We start from the raw sequence: 15,826 nt of genomic DNA, 5'->3' as shown, positions 1-15,826 counted from the left end.
AATGGTGGAGGCCGAGGTCGGAATCGAACCGGCGTAGACGGATTTGCAATCCGCGATGCATTTCCTTTGATTTCAATACCTTACGAGATTTCAATTTCCGCACCGGCCTGATTCTAGATGGCCTGCGGCCCTTTAAAATCTAGGGGTCTGTATCAAGTTGCGGAACTGATTTTGATCCCTCGTCAGCGGTTTTCAAGACCGTGGTACAAGTGCCCTAATCATGGGGCGCAAACACCAAAATCGATTCCAAAACAAAGGCGAAATGGCTCGGCTACAGCCCGCATTCTATAAAGGTCGCCGCTTCAGTTTTGGAACCGATTTTCACCCCTTCCTTTGGCGTTCTGCCACCCCGTCAGCCGTCCTGGCTGGCGTCACTATCACTCCGCTTCACGCTCAGCATGAGCCCATAGCCTGGCCGCCTCGGCGAGCTCCAGCATCTCGGCCAGCGCCCCAGCATCAACGTCCTGTCTGCGGTGAGCGGAAACGGCCATTTCCGCCATCACTGCAGAGCGCCCGTCTGGATCGGTGATCATCGCGATCTGATCGTTGAGCTCGTCCATCCAAGGCTGCGGTATGCCCGCAGCGCTACTGAGCACGGCACCACCACGATTGCGCATAGAGCACGCCATCCACCTCTTCAACACCCGTAACGTTCATTCCGCCTTGAGCCATCCCGGTCACGCACGCGTCGTGTAGCCGCGGGATAACGTCGGGCCCTGGGGTTGGGTTGAACACCCAGGCGCCCAGGCACTGCCGACCGAGCACGGTACTGTGTCCGTACTCGATGTGAACGTCAGCGCGAATCGGCTGGATCTTCGTGAGCTGTCCATTGGGGATCGCAACGCCGCGCACTCGGCGGCGAACAAGAAGGAAGTACATAGAGCACCAATGCTGTATATCGATACAGTATTTGAGCATTGCATGCGCAGCCCGCGCCAGTACCACCCGGCGGGCTATGCTTTGTACTCGAGCAGGAGGGAAGGGAAATGTGTGGACGGCTGACCCAGTACAGAGGCATCCACGACTTCGTTGAAGTGCTGAGCATGCCGGAGGTGTGGAGGAACAACGTCGGTGACCAGGCGCTGCAGCGGTACAACGTTGCGCCTACTACGCCCGTTGCTGTGCTGCGCTTTGATGAGGGAGGCCCGCGGGCGGATCTGGTGAGGTGGGGGTGGCGGCCGCACTGGGCGACCGATCGCGCCGCGCCGATCAACGCGCGCGTCGAGAAGGTGGCACACGGCCCGTTCTTCCGGGCCATCTGGCCGCACAGGGCGATTACGCCTATCGACGGCTGGTACGAGTGGGTTGATGAGGGCGGCCCAAAGAAGCAGCCGTATTACATCCGGCGGAGGGACGGCCAGCCAGCGCTATGCGCCAGCATCGGTCAATTCACCGGCAACGAGCACGACGGCTTCGTAATCATCACAGCCGACGCCCAGGGCGGGCTTGTTGACGTGCACGACCGCCGGCCAGTTGTGCTTGAGCCGGAGCTGGCGAGAGAGTGGATTGCAGCAGGCATGCCAAGCGAGCACGCAGAACAGATGTTGCTGAACCTGGGAGAGCCGTCTGAGGCTTTTGAGTGGTACAAGGTCAGCACGGCCGTAGGGAATGTGCGGAACCAGGGGCCTGAGCTGATAGCGCCTCAGTGACGATTCAGCGGCGCTCGCCCCATGGTATTTGAGTGGTACTGATGAGCCGCCTTGATCTGCGATTCCAAGATCAGCCGCAAGCGCTCCACTTCCTGCGCAGGCAATCCAGCCTCTTGCGCCTCAAGATGGCGCCTCATAGCCTCCTCGACATCCTTGTAGACCTGATGGTCTGGCATCACGACTTCGCGCTTTTCCTTCATGCTCGCCTCCCTGGCGGTCAGTGGATGATATGAGGTGCCTTGCCGGTAGCGATGAGCTGATGCTCGGTCACCTGACGGTAGAGACGATCGGCCAATACCCGGTGCCGCTCGACCTCCTCGAGGGGCTCTCCATCAGCCACGGCCTGCTGTAGGCGTCGATTGGCGTCGAGCGCCTGGCGAAGCAACTCTTCACCTGCAGCGACCATTCCTTCAAGCGTTCGCTTCACTGACCTACCCCGATGGCTTTGTCAGGCCATTATAGGACGCTTCACAGGCCAGGCCGGCTATTCGGGCTTTGTCATAAGCTGCCGCCAGTTCTCCCGCTCGAGCATCAGCCCGCGCGAGCAAGTCGGAGAGCACCATTGCGGCGCGGGTGGCTGTCTTGCCTCGCTCGACAGCGGCGGTATCCGCGGGGGAGCAACTGACGGCGGCGGCAAGGTTTCTGGCTTCGTGGCGCAGCCGCTGGCCAGAAGCGTCAGCGCCAGCAGCATCGGCATCAGCAATCGTTCTCTGTTCTTGAGCATGTGCTCTCGCCTCCTCTTGCGCCTCAGCGCGTCGTTGTTCTTCAGCTCGAGCACTGCGCTCACCGAGCACCTCGGCCAGGCGATCGCCGCTGTCGCGCTGCGCAGATGCCGCCGCAGCCTCGGCGCGCTCGACAGATCGCCCATGCTCGTACACCAGCCAGTACGAGCCGACAACGGCCAGCAGCGCAATCACGCGTACTCCCCAGCCGCTCATGCCAGTGCCCTGCGTAGGCCCTCTGCGAAGATTGCAGCCGGGTACTCGTAGTTCGCGTTCTCGTGCTTGATGATCGCGTGAACCAGTCCACCCAGGATCTTCTCGTCCTTGATGTCCTTGATCGGTTCACTGGGGCCCAGGCCGCAGCGCTGAGCCACTGCGCGGACATAGGCGCTGGTGTCGTTTTCCACCTCTGGCGCCCAACGCTTAATGATCGCCGCCACAGTGCGCAGACGATGCTTGCTGTAGTAGGTCTGCAGAAGCTTGCCCAGGGCGCGGATGCCGTTCTCCGGTGTGTCGAAGATGCAGAACCGGCCGTCGGGCTCTTTCCCGATCTGGCCTACCCAGTTGTTCGCGGGGTTGAAGTCGATATTGCCGGGGTTGCGGTTGCGGATCCCACGGGGCTGGGGTTGGGTCATAGCTTCCTCCAGGCGAAAAAAAGCCCCTGAACGAGGCCTTGGTTGAGGGTGATTGAAAATGACGGAATAGCGTTGGGCGTTGCTCGGCAGTAAGGTAGGATGCGCGCAAAATGACATATAGTCCGCTAGGGCAGCACAGCACACATATGAAAAAAACGCGCATCAATGAAATAGATCTACTGCGATTCTTCGCTGCGATCGCAGTAGTACTTTTTCACTACGCATTTAGAGGGCATGCTTACGACGACTTGTCAGTCATGTCCTACCCCTGGCTAATTCCAATTGCAAAATATGGTTATTTAGGAGTCCACCTATTCTTCATGATCAGCGGCTTCGTGATTTTCATGAGCGCCATGAACACAAACCTCAGATCATTTGCCGCATCAAGAGCCGCAAGACTTTATCCAGCATTTTGGGCGTGCTGCACAATCACATTTTTAGCAATACTTTTAATCGACGATCCGCGCTTCACTGCTCAGCTACCCCAATACTTGATAAACATGAGCATGCTCAGCGATTTCATTAGCTCAGCACCGATTGACGGGGCATACTGGTCAATATTTATTGAGATACGGTTTTATCTACTGGTAGCAATAGTCCTTTTATTGCGACAAATGCATAACGCTGAATATATAATGTTTGCATGGCTTATCTACGCGGCAAAAATCGCCATCTTCGGAGGTAGCGGACATCTCTCGACCTACCTCGTTGCAGAATATGCGGCTTTGTTTATCGCGGGCGCTTCGTTTTATATGGTATGGAGCAAAGGAGTCTCTACACTTCGCACCGCGACAATCGCGTCATCGTCGCTACTGGCAATCTACCAGGCACTAAAACAAGCACAGGTATTGACCGGAGTTTTCAAATCAGAGGTCAGCCCAATCATAGTAGTATCCGTTATTGTATGCTTTTTCATCGTCATGGCTATCTCTGCCACCAGAAAAACTGGCGCAATAGGTCGGAAAAACTGGAGCGCCATTGGTGCATTGACATACCCGCTGTATTTGCTACACCAAGTGGTAGGATACCTGCTATTTAATCTCATGTTCGACAAAGTCAATATCCACCTACTTTTCTGGGGTGTGATCCTTGTGATGCTATTGCTTTCTTACGCAATTAACAGGTTTGTCGAAAAACCGCTATCTTCGAGACTGCGAATGGCACTTGATCCTAGGAGAACAATACAGCCCGACACTCGTCATGAAAAAACGGCTAACTAGCTGTGTGATTTATTCACCTAAGGCTTCACGCCGGTGATATAGGCCAGTCTATACCGGTCGGGTAGCCTGCTTGGTCAGGCAAGCGGTTCAGCGTCACGCGGTACCGCTTCCACTCCTTCAATAGCGCGGTCTCTGCCTCGGTCGCCTCCTCCAGATCGACCGCATCCTGCAGCGGCGCAATAGCGTCGTCGGCCAGCCTCCGAAGGCGTGAGGCTTCGGCCTGAGCCTGGGCCAGCACGTCGGCTGCAGCCTGGGCCGCCTTCATCTCAACGGTGATCATCTGCGTCCAGTCGATGTTGTTCATTCGGGCTGCACCTCCGCCAGCGCGGCTGGCAAGTCGTAGATCGGAAGGGGCACGGCGCCATCGGCGGTCATGTACAGCGGCTGAGGGAACCTGGTGGACTCCGGCGCATTCGCCCCATGCGGAAGGCGAAGCGTGACGACGAGCTCACCACCGTCACGCTCGGCTGGCCCACAGAACCAGTCAGACTTGATTGCCTCGCGCGGCAGCGTGGCGCCATCGGTTAACGGCGAGAAGTCGAAGATTTCACCGTTTACCGTGAGCGTGTCGCCCTGCCGAGTGACTGTCAGGGCTTCATCCATGCGGACCGGGGAAAGAATGATTTTCATGATTAGAACTTCCTGCCGATGGCTATCCAGACGACGTTGAAAGCCTGCGCCGCTGCGTTGTTGCGGATGACGACACCAATACTGCCGGCCAACTTCGACGAGTAACCAGTGATTCCGTAGTGATCGTTGGACGCGGTGGGCTGCGCGATAGGGCTAAAGCCATAGCTGTTGTCAAAGAACTGGACGGGGAAGGTAACAGTCTTCCCGCTGTAATCGCCGCTTGCAATTGCTGCCGTGGACATGGAACCCCACTGCTCCAGCGTCCCGTCCGCGTAGAGGGTATAGGCGCCGTTGGAGTTCTGGCCACGCTCGATGATCGCGGTGCCGCCGCCACTGCCTACGCTACCCACCACATCAAAAATCGCCCCGTTTTTCAGGCCTAGTCCAGCACGTGCGGCCGCTGGTGTGTTGCCGCCAGTGCCTCCTTGAGCAACGCTGAGGGCGGTTGTCAGTCCGGTTATTGACGTGATGTCGCTGTTCGCGCCCCTGGTCGCCGCGCCAATGTTTACTCTAAGGTCAGCAACGTTGGCTGGCGTACCCAACATGGCCAAGGTCCCGCCGAACTGGTCGACCAGTTGACGCAGCCGGTCAGCAGCTTCCTTGACGTACCCCTGCATCGGCGCCAGGCCGTAGGCCCCTGCGGCAACAGTTGCGCCCTGGTAGGCGGGCAAGATGCCCATCACCGTGGCACTGGCAATGTTGGCGACTTCGTACCATCGGCCATCAGGCCCCTGGAAGGCATCACCCACGCGGGCATTAAGTGAAAAGTTCGTGCCGGTACCGGTCACAGTCGTCTGCCCGGCGGTGATCGACACCGTTCCGGCTCTATACCAAGGCATGTTTTTTCCTTCAGAGTGGTTTCATCGGGCGCGAGGCGAACAACGTTCGGCCATTCGCGGTGATCGGGTTGATGCCCGAGAAGTTGTCGCAATACATCTGCAGTACAGAGCGATTGCCCGGCAGGAAGCCGCCAAAGTTCGCGCGAATCGGCTGCGTCGTGGCTGCAATGTCCACGCAGGAAAACAGCGCGTTAGCCAGCACGTAATCACCGAAGCTTCCGGTCCACGGCATTTGCTGGCTTGGCGCGTAATATCCGCCCGCCCCGGTTATCGGCGGTCCAGCGTTGACGAACTGGGTGGTGGCCGGTTGGCTGTTCAGCAGGGAAAGGTTGGCTGTCGTGACAAAGGTGCGATTACTCCCTGCATCCCTCACTGAGGCCCCGTAGTCGCCAGTCGGGGTGTTGGGCGTCATATAGCTCGCACAGAACCAGGTGATCTGCATGTAGTCATATGCCGCACTCCCATGCGTACTGGGATTTGCCCATTGCCGCAGCCTGAACCCGGTCCAGTTGCCAGGAGAGCCTTTGATCGAGAAACTCCCAACCATCATATAGTCAGCCGCATTCAGGAATATCAACGGGCGCTCATACGTCGTGATAGGCTGCGGAAAAGTTACATCCCCCCAGCGAATCTCTTGTACTTGCATGCCGGAGCGCCAGTAGAGCCCGATCTGGAAGGCTCCACTGTAGCGAACCGAGAGGATGCGGTTGATCGAATCGATCTGGGTTCGCACGTTATCGTTGAACGCGCGAATCCCGTAGCTCCAGGCCGCCGAGAACGGCTCGCCACCCTGGGAAAGGATCATCACCTGCCAGGTTAGATTCTGCGGCTGCCGAAGCTGCAACTGACCAGCGGAATACCAGGCTTGCGGGGACCACGTGTTTTCTCCCATGTCTTGAAGCGTGTCGACAACAACGAAGGATTGGGCCTGGATCTCAGGAATCGAGATGTACTGGTCGAACGATCCGTCTCCCGTCACCTGCATCATCTTCAGCGAGCGGATCGGCGTGATCGTCGTATCGAGTGAAACCGCTGCGGACGCATCCTTGGTCCGCAGGCCGTATTGCACAGCCATCAGGTGAGCCTCCCCGCCGCAACGCGCTCGACGCCGTTCGCGTCGTACACGTAGAGGCCGCCATTGTTGATGATCGTTTGGCCGTTTGCGTCCTGGCCGCGCAGGGTGAAAGCCCCTGTGACCATGTTCAGTTCGATCAACGGCTGCCCCTGAGCGTTGACGGCCTGCGAGCGCAGCGTCATACCGAGGATCAGCTCTTGGATAAACGCCTTGTTGATGAAGGCTGTGTTGACGAACATCTGGCCGTTCTGGAACACGAACAGGTTGGCTTCTGGGCCACTCAGGCCATTGGCGATGACAACCTGGTCAGCGGACATGATGATCTGGCCGACTTCACCGTTGCTGCCCTGGACGATACCGGTTGCAACCTTCCTGCCGTTGACGTTGGTCTCGGTCTTCCACGATGAAATTGCCGACACCTTGCCGTTCAGCCCAGCGACAACCTCGTCCGTTCGCTGGATGGACGAGCTGTTCTCACCAACCTTGGCAGTCAATGTTTCGGTGCTGCGAGCAAGCGCTGTGGTCTCTGTGGTTCGCACCATCCGCTCACGCGCGATGGCCGCAGTGGAATCCCACAACTTCAGCGCGCCAGCAAGATCGCCATCGGCGTTATCGTCCCTCGACGAGGCCCGTAGCAACTGCACGCTCTCGGCCGTTGAAGTGACCCTGCCGTCGAGACTCTGAATGCTGGTGGTATTCGTTTGAACCTGCTGGGCCAGGCCGTTGGCCGACTCGATCGACTGGCCCACGTCATCCCACAGCACTGGATTCGGGGGTGCATTGGCGCCCGATGGTTCGGCTGGCACTGGGTCGCGAGCCTGGTAGATCCGACCGTCGACAACGACCATCTGGCCTTTCTCGTATGCCTCATCCTTGTTGTAGGCCTTGAGCCCGTCCAAGGCGTCAATCTGGTCTTGCAGGCCGTCGATCTCTTCGCCCAGCACAGGCCCAAGCTGGCCACGCTCGATCTTCCCCTTGAGCGCCTCGAGCATCGTGCTCACGTCCGTGGAGGTTGATGCCGCGATTTTCAGGAACCCACTCACCCCGTAGGCGTTCTTCGAGCGGATGAAGTAGTAGTAGTTGGTGAAGAAGGCCAGTCCGGTGTGAGTCAGGCTCAGACCCTGGCCCAGGTACTCAGCCTGCGCCGCAGTCGCCTGCGGATCCATGCTGAAGAAGTACTCGTATGTGCCACCGTTGAGGCCGTGCTGAACGTTGCTCGGCACCAGGTTGATGCTTTCGATGGTCGAGGTGACGGCGCACCCTTCTGGCACCGCTGGCCCGTTGATGTTGACCGTTATGCTTGCCTCGCCCGACCGCGCCTGCGGCCCGAGTGCGGCAACGCTCATCGTGTAGTTGCCCGACGGCAGGCCGGCCAGGGGCAACTGAAGCGTGGTCTCTGGCACCTGCTGGGCCTGCACGGCCACACCGGCCTGTCGCACGGTCACTGCATAGCCAGTCACGATGCCGACCGGTGCATCCCAGCTCAGCACACCCTGAGTCACCTCGGCGGTATCGTCCACGGTCCAAGCCAAGCCGGTCGGGCTGCCCAGGCCTCCAGATGGCAGGTTGATGAATCCAATCGGGTTGTAGGGTTTGCCCACGGCATCGTCAAAGATCGCCGGGCCGTAGACCTGCAGGGACGCGGTGCAGCCCTCGCTCGTGCCCATGGACCAGCCGGTGACGATGAACTCGCCAAGGATGTTCAGCGATGGCAGGTTCGCGCGCACGGCACGACCCGGCCTGCAGTTGTAGCCGAGCAGGTTGAGCGGGACGTTTATCACCCCGCCCGCGCGGCGCCGGCGTAGCTCGATGTTGGCCAGGCGCTGGGCCTGGTAAGGGTTGGTGACGTAGGAAAAGGTCAGCGTCTCCGCCGCCTCACCGCCATCCGCAACCACCCACTCGGCCACGCTGACTTCCGGGTAGTCGGTCTCGGTCCATGACTGGGTCGTGTCGGTGAAGGTGCCGCGGATCGTGTTGATGGCCGCGTCGTTCGTCGGCTCAGTGCTACCCGTGATGGTGCCGATCACCATGTCCTCGGTGATCTCGAAGTCCCACGGGCCGTAGTAGGCACCGGCCTGGAACATCCAGCGACCGCCCACGCGAATGACCTTGCCACCGCACGCCGCCTCCAGCTTCTGCAGCACGTTGGTGCGCTGCTCGTCTGCACCAATCACGCAGCTGCTGCGGTAGCGCGGGCTGGTGGTGCCGTCAGGGTTGGCCACCGACTCATCGCACACGTTCGCGCCGCTGGCGAAGGTCTCGAACACGATCTCATCGTCCGGCACGCCGCAACGGGTGCGCAGGAACCACAGAATGTGCAGCGCAGTGTTCTCGCTGTACCCCGCCATGCCGGTGCGGGGGTCATAGAGATCATTGCGCCCGCGCACGACGAAGCGCGCATCAGGAATGCCCGACGGGAATTTCTCGGCGTTGTACCGCAGGGACAGGCGTACGAACGAAAGGCCGCGACCGATCTGCTCATCCTTCCAATCCGGGCAGTTGGCCTTGAGAAAGGCATTCACCTGGGTTGGGTTCACCACCAGTTCGTAGGAGGCATCGACGCCGTAGGTGTTGATGACCTCCTCACCCAGGTAGATCTCCTCCAACGCGTCGACGGCGCCCTCACAGAGCACATACACCAGGTGGAGCCACTCCCCATCACGCTGGGCGCCGGCCTCTTCCTGAGCCCACACCAGCACGCCACCGGTGCTGACTCGGCCGAGGATGAAGCGTGCCGGCGCCTTGGACGAGCGAACGGTCTGTGCTGAAGGCTCGTTGTCGCGCAGCGGCGACTTGGTGTTGAGCTTCTCCTGCTGCTCCGAGGCGTAGAACGCCAAGCCCGCGCCGATCGCGGCACCGATCGGGCCGCCCTGAGCGAAGCCAATGACCGCACCTACGGCGATCTGTGCAATCTTCCTGACCCCGCCGCTCATTCAACTCTCCACACTGCTGTCGGTTCGCACACCACCCGCGCCGCGCCGTCTTCGGTCGCTGCCCAAAACTCACCAGCCCAGAACACCGCGATCGCCTTTCCTTGCGGGCCGTCGTACATGGCGATGTCGCCACGCTGGATGAACGCCGGCGCCACCCGGTTGAAGCAGGCGTCCCAAGCCGCCTCGAGGCTGCCGTGGTTCTTCTTCAGCGCCCGCTTCGCCCCGGCCTCGGTCTTGTACTTGCCCCGGTACGCCTCCGCCGGATCAACCCCGCAGACCGCTACCGAGCAGTCAGCCGCGAACAAGCAGCAGTCGAATTCGCCCCATGAAAAAGGCCGCTCAGAGGCGGCCTTGATCACTTCGGTCAGACGTATCGTCCAGTCTCGATTGCGCATCGCTATTTCTCGTAGTTGAAGGTCGGCGCGTCCTTGCTGGAGCCCCAGTAGATCGGCCACTCGGACAGCTGAGCGACCGCGTAGAAGAAGCGGTCGCCCTGGTGGCGGGCCCGGTGGTTCTCATCGGTAAAGCGTTCGGTACCGGTGCGGCTCCACTCGGCCATGCGATCGACGATGGGGACCATGATCTTGTTGCCGTCCTCGCCATTGCCGGCGTAGGAGAAGCTTGCCGCATCCATGCGCCCGGAGAACAAGATGTCGACGGCGTAGTTGCCCGCCTCGTCGAAAACCACGAACAGCAGCTTGCCCGAGCGCCCCCGGCAACCGCGTATGTTCGTCTCGGTGATGATGTAGCTGTCTAGGCCGTTCAGGCTCAGCTCCACGGACATGGGCGAGTTCGAGTTGTCGCTCTCCTGCGACTGGCCGACCTCGCCGAACTGACCCACCCCAAGGTAGGTGATGCCGTCGATCACCAGGTCACCGGTGCCGGTGTGGGCGTAGACCGGCCCGTCCTCGAAGTCCAACTGACAGGCGTACACCGTCAGGAAGCGGCCGGTGGCGATGATGTCCACCACGCTCTGGCTGAATGGAAACGATGAGGGCATCAGAAAGCCTCCCTGAACTGATAGCTGCCGCTGGCCACGACCTGGCGCACGGTCATGGCCCAGGTGTCCTGGGTCATCCGCATCTCTGAGTAGGGGTTGAGGTACTCGATCGCAGCGCCTGCGGTCAGCGTGCGCCTGATGCGTTTGTTGAGCGGGACCACGGCCTGGCCCTGCGCATTCGCGGTAACCGGGCGCACCACCTCGAACATCTCGCCAGCCACCGTCAGGTAGTCGCCTGGGGCGAACACCTGAACACCCGGAGCAGCCCCGGCGACCAACATCGACCGCGACTGCGCCACGCCAGTGACCACAGTCAGGCTCCCAACGCTGTTCGAGCGCCGACGAGTGATCGCCGGCATGTTGAAGGTGCCGAACATTCCATCCAGATCACCAAGGAACGCCGAGAGCTGACGCTCCTGCACCCTGGTGAGCAGGCCGAAGGTCAAGGTGCACTGCCAGTACGCCCCAGGATGGCCAACGATCTGCTGAGCGTTGGACAGCGTCGAGGTGAAGGCCCGGCTGTTGTTGACTATGCCCCACGTCATTTCAGACACGGGCAGGGATGCCGGCCATTCGAGTGCCATGTGGTTACTCCTTGAAAATCAGTGTCTAGAGCTTGTGGTCTTCGCTGAGCGTGCCACCAGGACCGAGAAGCTCTGCAAAAGATCGCTCGAAAGCGACTTTCATATGATCGGTACACCTGTCTATCAGCTCACGAATATCAGGCCCGACCTCATCGCCGCACTGCAGTACTGCAGTGATGCGGCCCATGATTTCGGCATTAAGCTGAGCCCTTTGCCGCCAAACCTGGGGCTCAACTTCTCGGTCGACGCCCTCAAATACTATGGGAGCGATAGCGGTACTAACTGCCGCTACCAACTCCCCAACATCCAAATCAGAAATTTTCAACGGCTTCTCCTTATTAGCTGCATTACGGCTCCATTCTGCTTGAGATCACGCAGCACCATATCGTAACCACCTCTAGCCCCACGATTCGCGCCATCATCAGCGGCCTGTCGGAGTTGCTCCACCATCGCCTGGTCTGGGCTCCCCTGGAAGTGGAAGTGCTGCTCAATGACTGGGAGACTCAGAGGTGAAGAGGCTCTGCTCGCTGTGGATGCCGCGCCTCCCTCAACCATGCCCCCGCTGGCGTACCCCTTCTTGTTCAGCCGGTCGAGATGATCGCGCATGCCAGGCTGGCTGACGACCTCCTTGCGGACCACATACTCGCCGCCGTGCACGACGCCCTTCGGCTCGAACTTGCCGCCGTCACCGGTGTAGCCGCCAGCCGCGAAGCCAGATCGCGAGATCGTCTCGCTGAACCCGGTCATGGTGCCGCTGCCGGCCGCTGCTGCGCCCCCTCCTCCGCCAAGGAATCCAAGAGCCGAGCCCAGGAAGCCTGCCGCTGCCTGCCGCACCTGAATACGGATGAGGTCGGCCACCACCTGGTCCGCAAAGTCCTTGAACGACAGCTTGCCGGTCTTCACGAAGTTGACCACGGCGTCTTCCATGTTGCCGAAGGCGTTGCTGAACAGGTTGCGCGTCTGGCCTGCAACGTCCCGGGCACTGTCCATGTAGTCTTGGAAAGCACCTCGAGCACCGTTGCTCCAGTCTGCCTGGGCCTGGTCGATCTGCGACCACCCCTCGCGCTGGGCTGCAACACGCTTCTGCAGAAACTCACGCTCGATGTCGATCTGCGCCTGCAGGTCCTGCCGCTGCTTCTCGCCCTGGGCGTTGGCCAACTCGGTCTGCAACTGCAGGATACGGTTGTTGGTATCCTGCTCAATCCGCAGGCGCTCCTGCATCCGCGTAGCATCCTTCTGCCCCATGCCCACGGCATCCGCCTGGGCGGCGTACTCCATGCGCTGAGTGGCCAGCTGCCGCTCCATCTGGGCGCGGTACTGCTCGGCCTGGGTCAGGCCCTGGGCGCCCTTGATCGCCGCGGCATAGTTCGTCGAGGCCTGCGCCAGCGCCTTGCCGTACTCCTCCTGGCTGATCTTGCCCTTCTTGAAGGCCAAGTCCAGCTGTTGCTGTTCCTTGGTCAGGGCGCGGGCGGCCTGGGATGCCGGGTCATACTGGGCGTAGAGGCGGGAGAAGGTGTTGAGCGATTCTGATAGCCCATTGCCGGCCGCGGCTTGAGCCTTGGCTGCCTCCGCAGCTGCTTTCTTGGACGCCTTCTCCGCTGCCGCCTTTGCATCCTTTTCTTGGGCGTATTTCAGAAGTAGCTTTTCTTGCTCAGGAAGCAGCTTCCCAAGCTCGCCAGCCTCAATTGCATACCGCACCTTTGCGGCTTCAGTGTTTTCGCCCTCGAGTGCAGCCTGTTTTTTCAGGTTGGCTAGAAGTTTCTCGTACTCAGCATTCACCTTCTTACCTGGATCATCCCCTTTCGGAGTTTGGAGAGATGGCTGCGCTGCAGTCTTCTGCATCTGCGCAACTACTGCCCTGACAGAGGCGGCTCGGCTCTCCAGCCCGGCAATTTCCTTGTCCAGTTCCTCGCGGCTGTAGAACTTGAACTTGAAGAAAACCGTATCACTCGAGTCGGTAGATGACAGCTTTGATCTCGCATTCTGCAGGTCTCGAATTCCAGCCAGAGTGACGCTGAGCTCATTGTTCAACCCAGCCACTGTCTGCTTGTCGTCACGGAAGAAATCCAGGAACTCGCCTGAGTTGAACCTATCCATAGCCTCTGCCATGGATACGATTCCACGAGCCAGCCGGGCGCTGGCACCGGTAGCCTCATCAAGCTTCCCGACCGTAGTCACCAGCGAGTTGTTGAATGCCGTTATCGACTGGCTGACCGTGACCTGAAGGCTTCCGCTGAGCTCGTCCACCTTGTCTTTCTGGCTCTGAAGCGCCTTAACGACTGCCTCAGACGTCAGCTTCCCCTCAGCCCCCATGGTGCGCAGTTGCCCAATAGAGACGCCGAGCCCGCGCGCAATCGCCTGGGCGAGCGCCGGTGTTTGTTCCATTATGCTGTTGAGTTCATCGCCGCGAAGGGTGCCAGAGGCGAGAGCCTGACCAAACTGGACCATGGAGGCCTCAGCGGCCTGGGCACTGGCGCCACTCAGTGCCACGGTCTTCGACACTGTCTCAGTGACGCTCTCCACGTCAGCAAAACTCAGCCCAAGCTGTCTAGCATTCTGGGCCACTCGCTGATAGACCTCGGCGGTACTTTGCAGAGACTGCCTAGAGTTCTGAGCAACCCTGTAAACGGAATCCTGAGCGAACGCTAATTGCTCAGCTCCTTCGGTAACAAGCCTCAGACGGTTGGTGAGGTTGGTGTACTGCTCCGAATATTGCGCGATCTTCGAAACACTGAAGGCCGCTGCAAACGGTGCGGCCAGCCCTCCCACGGCGCCGAGCAGCTTATCGGTTTCGGCAGCCAGGCCGCCGACCTTTCTTGAGCTCGCATCAGAACGCCGCCCAGCCCCTTCGATAGATGCGCTGGCCTTATCCATTGCCGGCGCTACACGATTACCAGACGACTCAAGAGACTCGAGCTCTTTTCTCATAGACGCTGCGTCACGCTGCGCGCCGCGTGAGTCAATGGTTACGGCAAGGCGCGATTCTTGAGCCATGCAATATCTCCAGGCATAAAAAAACCCGCGCATGGCGGGTTTATCTTCGTTTTTGGCTCAGGTCATTCTTTGACCGGTTCTAGGTCAGACTGGCAGTGTTTGCACTTGACGGCTTCCCTCTGTACAACCTCGGCGCAGAATGGGCACTTCCGATAGAGGGAGGAGACACCAAACTTCCTGGCGATCTCAATACTCTTCTGCTCGTCCACCCCGAGCGGGTTTGCCAACCATACTGCGATAAGCCCGATGGCGGGGAAGACAAAGCCCAGGATGAACCAGCCCACAGGGTTTCTGCCCTTCTGCTTTGCGAAATAGGCAGTCACGCCAGCTAACGCCAGCCAGATGATGAACAGTTCCATGAACCCTCCTTGTTTGATGAGGGCAATCTACCATTTCACGGCTCGCATGGGTTAGCCTTGTACCCTGAAAATGGCTTAGCGGGTTACCTTCGTGAATTGGATCAGGCGTATTTTTTCACCGAAGCGCGCGGACAATGTCACCGATCAGCCCGTGGAAGTTTCGGACATTGATGACGACTTGTACCCCAAGGCGGTCCAACTTGTACTAAAAAACAAAACAGCCTCGGTATCGCTCATCCAAAGGGAGCTGAAAATAGGATTCGCTCGTGCAAATCGCTTCATTGAAACCATGGAAATAGACATGGTCGTCAGCTCTATAGGCGCTGACGGGCGTCGACATGTCATCTATCCTGGCCAAGCATCTGTGACGCCTCAACAGCCTCCAGCTACGCTGGTTAAGCGCCAAGATGCCGATAGCGCGTTTGATCGTGAGCACTATTTTGTGCCCTTTCCATTTCTAACCACGCCGTACTCGGACCTCGTCCTTGTTGGTACAAAATGTTATCTAGGCGATAAGACATACGAAGAGCTTCTTGCTCGATGCGGTAGATGGGTTCCTTCCACAAAGGAAGGGAAGATTTCCGACGCATTCACCCACACGGATATTGGTCAGCTCGACTTGGCCATTAACGATTACATCAATTTCCTGATTCGAGTCCGATCTGTCGCTGAAAGTGATATGCCAGTCGACACCAAGATAGAAATGATACGCGCTATCTCAGAGCTTACGGGGTCCGAAGGGCATAGCTATTCTGAGTTCGTCCGCGCCCATGGAGGGCTCAGTCATTTCATTGGAAAGCTGATCGGCTGACGCCGCCGCTCGCCGACAAGCGCCACCCGTCCCCGGGCCCGTTTGGTCTACCCTTACCCTCCCCAACCATTCACATGAAGGGTGCGGAGATGCCCGATGCTGAGAAGCGGAGATTTGCCGAGGCGCTGGCACACTGGGCGGAGGATGTCGCTTTGATTCGTGCCAGGGAGCGCGCCGAGGCTATAGCGCAGGCTGAGAACCAGGCAAAGGTGAGGCTTGCAGATGCCTTCCATATCAGCGACCTGTCGAAGCATCACGGAAAGAAACTGCGGCAAAAATGATGATTAGGACCAGATGCAAAAAGCCCAGCGCGGGGCTGGGCGGAGCAATCATGCGAAAGGGTCTCGCTTCCGACGCTCTATAACCATACGGTCT

At 59.3% G+C, this 15,826-nt stretch carries 21 protein-coding genes; 4 read left to right on the top strand and 17 right to left on the bottom strand.

The window, feature by feature from the left end; all coding sequences use genetic code 11:
• Positions 1–377: 377 nt before the first annotated feature.
• Entirely contained in the window at positions 378–560 is a 183-nt protein-coding gene (locus ACNFHO_RS00315) for a hypothetical protein (protein WP_416764747.1), read from the bottom strand.
• A 25-nt stretch (positions 561–585) separates the two neighbouring features.
• Positions 586–879: a hypothetical protein gene (locus ACNFHO_RS00310; RefSeq protein WP_081311804.1), complete on the bottom strand. Its 294-nt coding sequence runs from the start codon at positions 877–879 to the stop codon at positions 586–588.
• A 107-nt stretch (positions 880–986) separates the two neighbouring features.
• Here ACNFHO_RS00310 and ACNFHO_RS00305 point away from each other — a divergent pair, with 107 nt between their 5' ends.
• Positions 987–1,649 (top strand): SOS response-associated peptidase, encoded by a 663-nt coding sequence (locus ACNFHO_RS00305; RefSeq protein WP_416764746.1) that lies wholly within the window; start codon positions 987–989, stop codon positions 1,647–1,649.
• Here the strand turns inward: ACNFHO_RS00305 and ACNFHO_RS00300 are convergent.
• The 4 genes from ACNFHO_RS00300 to ACNFHO_RS00285 are packed head-to-tail and all read right to left on the bottom strand — an operon-like array spanning position 1,643 to position 3,006.
• On the bottom strand, positions 1,643–1,849 hold the full coding sequence (locus ACNFHO_RS00300) for a hypothetical protein (protein WP_416764744.1): 207 nt from the start codon (positions 1,847–1,849) through the stop codon (positions 1,643–1,645). The genes ACNFHO_RS00305 and ACNFHO_RS00300 overlap by 7 nt on opposite strands.
• Before the next feature lie 17 nt (positions 1,850–1,866).
• Positions 1,867–2,076, bottom strand: coding sequence for a hypothetical protein (locus ACNFHO_RS00295; RefSeq protein ID WP_065863042.1), 210 nt, complete (start codon positions 2,074–2,076; stop codon positions 1,867–1,869).
• A 4-nt stretch (positions 2,077–2,080) separates the two neighbouring features.
• Positions 2,081–2,587, bottom strand: a complete 507-nt coding sequence (locus tag ACNFHO_RS00290) for a DUF2514 domain-containing protein (protein WP_416764742.1) — start codon at positions 2,585–2,587, stop codon at positions 2,081–2,083.
• Entirely contained in the window at positions 2,584–3,006 is a 423-nt protein-coding gene (locus tag ACNFHO_RS00285; RefSeq protein ID WP_416764741.1) for a structural protein, read from the bottom strand. Before ACNFHO_RS00285 ends, ACNFHO_RS00290 begins: the two co-directional genes overlap by 4 nt.
• Before the next feature lie 110 nt (positions 3,007–3,116).
• On the opposite strand from ACNFHO_RS00285, the gene ACNFHO_RS00280 reads away from it, so the two are divergent.
• On the top strand, positions 3,117–4,226 hold the full coding sequence (locus tag ACNFHO_RS00280; protein WP_416764740.1) for an acyltransferase family protein: 1,110 nt from the start codon (positions 3,117–3,119) through the stop codon (positions 4,224–4,226).
• Between the two features lie 25 nt (positions 4,227–4,251).
• Here the strand turns inward: ACNFHO_RS00280 and ACNFHO_RS00275 are convergent, their stop codons facing one another.
• From ACNFHO_RS00275 to ACNFHO_RS00225, 11 genes are all read right to left on the bottom strand, one after another.
• Entirely contained in the window at positions 4,252–4,530 is a 279-nt protein-coding gene (locus ACNFHO_RS00275; protein WP_416764739.1) for a tail fiber assembly protein, read from the bottom strand.
• Positions 4,527–4,856, bottom strand: a complete 330-nt coding sequence (locus ACNFHO_RS00270) for a hypothetical protein (protein WP_416764738.1) — start codon at positions 4,854–4,856, stop codon at positions 4,527–4,529. The genes ACNFHO_RS00275 and ACNFHO_RS00270 overlap by 4 nt, the downstream gene beginning before the upstream one ends.
• A gap of 2 nt (positions 4,857–4,858) precedes the next feature.
• Positions 4,859–5,671 (bottom strand): hypothetical protein, encoded by an 813-nt coding sequence (locus tag ACNFHO_RS00265; RefSeq protein WP_416764736.1) that lies wholly within the window; start codon positions 5,669–5,671, stop codon positions 4,859–4,861.
• A 34-nt stretch (positions 5,672–5,705) separates the two neighbouring features.
• The gene (locus tag ACNFHO_RS00260) at positions 5,706–6,770 is read right to left on the bottom strand and encodes a hypothetical protein (protein ID WP_416764734.1); all 1,065 of its coding nucleotides are present in this window, start codon (positions 6,768–6,770) and stop codon (positions 5,706–5,708) included.
• Positions 6,770–9,703 (bottom strand): phage tail tip fiber protein, encoded by a 2,934-nt coding sequence (locus ACNFHO_RS00255; protein WP_416764732.1) that lies wholly within the window; start codon positions 9,701–9,703, stop codon positions 6,770–6,772. Before ACNFHO_RS00255 ends, ACNFHO_RS00260 begins: the two co-directional genes overlap by 1 nt.
• Entirely contained in the window at positions 9,700–10,098 is a 399-nt protein-coding gene (locus ACNFHO_RS00250; protein ID WP_416764730.1) for a DUF6950 family protein, read from the bottom strand. The genes ACNFHO_RS00255 and ACNFHO_RS00250 overlap by 4 nt, the downstream gene beginning before the upstream one ends.
• 2 nt (positions 10,099–10,100) lie before the next feature.
• Entirely contained in the window at positions 10,101–10,703 is a 603-nt protein-coding gene (locus ACNFHO_RS00245) for a hypothetical protein (protein ID WP_151924361.1), read from the bottom strand.
• Positions 10,703–11,287: a hypothetical protein gene (locus ACNFHO_RS00240; protein WP_416764728.1), complete on the bottom strand. Its 585-nt coding sequence runs from the start codon at positions 11,285–11,287 to the stop codon at positions 10,703–10,705. The genes ACNFHO_RS00245 and ACNFHO_RS00240 overlap by 1 nt, the downstream gene beginning before the upstream one ends.
• Positions 11,288–11,312: 25 nt before the next feature.
• Positions 11,313–11,612 carry a hypothetical protein gene (locus ACNFHO_RS00235; protein ID WP_416764727.1) on the bottom strand — a complete coding sequence of 100 codons (300 nt, stop codon included), beginning with the start codon at positions 11,610–11,612 and terminating at the stop codon, positions 11,313–11,315.
• Positions 11,609–14,281, bottom strand: a complete 2,673-nt coding sequence (locus tag ACNFHO_RS00230; RefSeq protein WP_416764725.1) for a phage tail tape measure protein — start codon at positions 14,279–14,281, stop codon at positions 11,609–11,611. The genes ACNFHO_RS00235 and ACNFHO_RS00230 overlap by 4 nt, the downstream gene beginning before the upstream one ends.
• Before the next feature lie 62 nt (positions 14,282–14,343).
• On the bottom strand, positions 14,344–14,640 hold the full coding sequence (locus ACNFHO_RS00225; protein WP_416764723.1) for a hypothetical protein: 297 nt from the start codon (positions 14,638–14,640) through the stop codon (positions 14,344–14,346).
• Positions 14,641–14,731: 91 nt separating this feature from the next.
• Here ACNFHO_RS00225 and ACNFHO_RS00220 point away from each other — a divergent pair, with 91 nt between their 5' ends.
• Positions 14,732–15,451 (top strand): DNA translocase FtsK, encoded by a 720-nt coding sequence (locus ACNFHO_RS00220; protein WP_416764721.1) that lies wholly within the window; start codon positions 14,732–14,734, stop codon positions 15,449–15,451.
• Positions 15,452–15,540: 89 nt separating this feature from the next.
• Positions 15,541–15,732 carry a hypothetical protein gene (locus ACNFHO_RS00215; RefSeq protein WP_416764719.1) on the top strand — a complete coding sequence of 64 codons (192 nt, stop codon included), beginning with the start codon at positions 15,541–15,543 and terminating at the stop codon, positions 15,730–15,732.
• Positions 15,733–15,826 lie beyond the last annotated feature (94 nt).

The sequence above is a fragment of the Pseudomonas sp. NY15374 genome, from assembly GCF_048068255.1.
Taxonomy (GTDB): Bacteria; Pseudomonadota; Gammaproteobacteria; order Pseudomonadales; family Pseudomonadaceae; genus Aquipseudomonas; species Aquipseudomonas machongensis.
This window is presented reverse-complemented; position numbering and strand designations above follow the sequence as displayed.

Excerpts from the sequence above, each read along its gene's own strand:
- ACNFHO_RS00315 (WP_416764747.1), bottom strand. The coding sequence starts at position 560 with ATGGACGAGCTCAACGATCAGATCGCGATGATCACCGATCCAGACGGG.
- ACNFHO_RS00310 (WP_081311804.1), bottom strand. The coding sequence starts at position 879 with ATGTACTTCCTTCTTGTTCGCCGCCGAGTGCGCGGCGTTGCGATCCCC.
- ACNFHO_RS00305 (WP_416764746.1), top strand. The coding sequence starts at position 987 with ATGTGTGGACGGCTGACCCAGTACAGAGGCATCCACGACTTCGTTGAA.
- ACNFHO_RS00300 (WP_416764744.1), bottom strand. The coding sequence starts at position 1,849 with ATGAAGGAAAAGCGCGAAGTCGTGATGCCAGACCATCAGGTCTACAAG.
- ACNFHO_RS00290 (WP_416764742.1), bottom strand. The coding sequence starts at position 2,587 with ATGAGCGGCTGGGGAGTACGCGTGATTGCGCTGCTGGCCGTTGTCGGC.
- ACNFHO_RS00285 (WP_416764741.1), bottom strand. The coding sequence starts at position 3,006 with ATGACCCAACCCCAGCCCCGTGGGATCCGCAACCGCAACCCCGGCAAT.
- ACNFHO_RS00280 (WP_416764740.1), top strand. The coding sequence starts at position 3,117 with ATGACATATAGTCCGCTAGGGCAGCACAGCACACATATGAAAAAAACG.
- ACNFHO_RS00275 (WP_416764739.1), bottom strand. The coding sequence starts at position 4,530 with ATGAACAACATCGACTGGACGCAGATGATCACCGTTGAGATGAAGGCG.
- ACNFHO_RS00270 (WP_416764738.1), bottom strand. The coding sequence starts at position 4,856 with ATGAAAATCATTCTTTCCCCGGTCCGCATGGATGAAGCCCTGACAGTC.
- ACNFHO_RS00260 (WP_416764734.1), bottom strand. The coding sequence starts at position 6,770 with ATGGCTGTGCAATACGGCCTGCGGACCAAGGATGCGTCCGCAGCGGTT.
- ACNFHO_RS00255 (WP_416764732.1), bottom strand. The coding sequence starts at position 9,703 with ATGAGCGGCGGGGTCAGGAAGATTGCACAGATCGCCGTAGGTGCGGTC.
- ACNFHO_RS00250 (WP_416764730.1), bottom strand. The coding sequence starts at position 10,098 with ATGCGCAATCGAGACTGGACGATACGTCTGACCGAAGTGATCAAGGCC.
- ACNFHO_RS00245 (WP_151924361.1), bottom strand. The coding sequence starts at position 10,703 with ATGCCCTCATCGTTTCCATTCAGCCAGAGCGTGGTGGACATCATCGCC.
- ACNFHO_RS00240 (WP_416764728.1), bottom strand. The coding sequence starts at position 11,287 with ATGGCACTCGAATGGCCGGCATCCCTGCCCGTGTCTGAAATGACGTGG.
- ACNFHO_RS00230 (WP_416764725.1), bottom strand. The coding sequence starts at position 14,281 with ATGGCTCAAGAATCGCGCCTTGCCGTAACCATTGACTCACGCGGCGCG.
- ACNFHO_RS00225 (WP_416764723.1), bottom strand. The coding sequence starts at position 14,640 with ATGGAACTGTTCATCATCTGGCTGGCGTTAGCTGGCGTGACTGCCTAT.
- ACNFHO_RS00215 (WP_416764719.1), top strand. The coding sequence starts at position 15,541 with ATGCCCGATGCTGAGAAGCGGAGATTTGCCGAGGCGCTGGCACACTGG.